Source organism: Pseudomonas sp. SIMBA_068, from assembly GCF_046534705.1.
Taxonomy (GTDB): domain Bacteria; phylum Pseudomonadota; class Gammaproteobacteria; order Pseudomonadales; family Pseudomonadaceae; genus Aquipseudomonas; species Aquipseudomonas putida.
The window spans coordinates 1-379 of record NZ_JAWRYI010000117.1; the positions used below are offsets into that span (position 1 = coordinate 1).

A 379-nucleotide genomic window follows, 5' to 3' on the forward strand; every position below is an offset into this window, starting at 1 on the left:
GCGGAACACGGCACCTGGCTTGCTAGCCAGCATCGTTTGAGCCAACTGCCCGCAGATGATTCGCTGCTCGACCGTCTGGCTGACAACGAGCGGATGCTCTCCACCTGTTGTACCTCCCTTGCTGGCGCTCTGCCCAGCTCGCGCCCAGCGCTGCCAGCGGCGCAATGGTTGCTCGACAACTTCTACCTGGTCGAGACCCATATCCGCATCGCCAAACGTCATCTGCCGACAGACTACAGCCTGCAACTGCCGCGGCTGGACAACGGCCCCTCGGCCGGCCTGCCACGGGTCTACGACATCGCGCTGGAAACCATCTCCCACGGCGATGGCCGGGTCGACGCCGAGAGTCTCAGCCTTTTTGTCGAGGCCTATCAGCAGG

At 63.6% G+C, this 379-nt stretch carries 1 protein-coding gene; it reads left to right on the forward strand.

Features of this window, described 5'->3' with window-relative positions:
• Nucleotides 1-379: hypothetical protein (locus SB756_RS28435; RefSeq protein WP_410912833.1), on the forward strand; the 379-nt coding region annotated here is incomplete at both ends.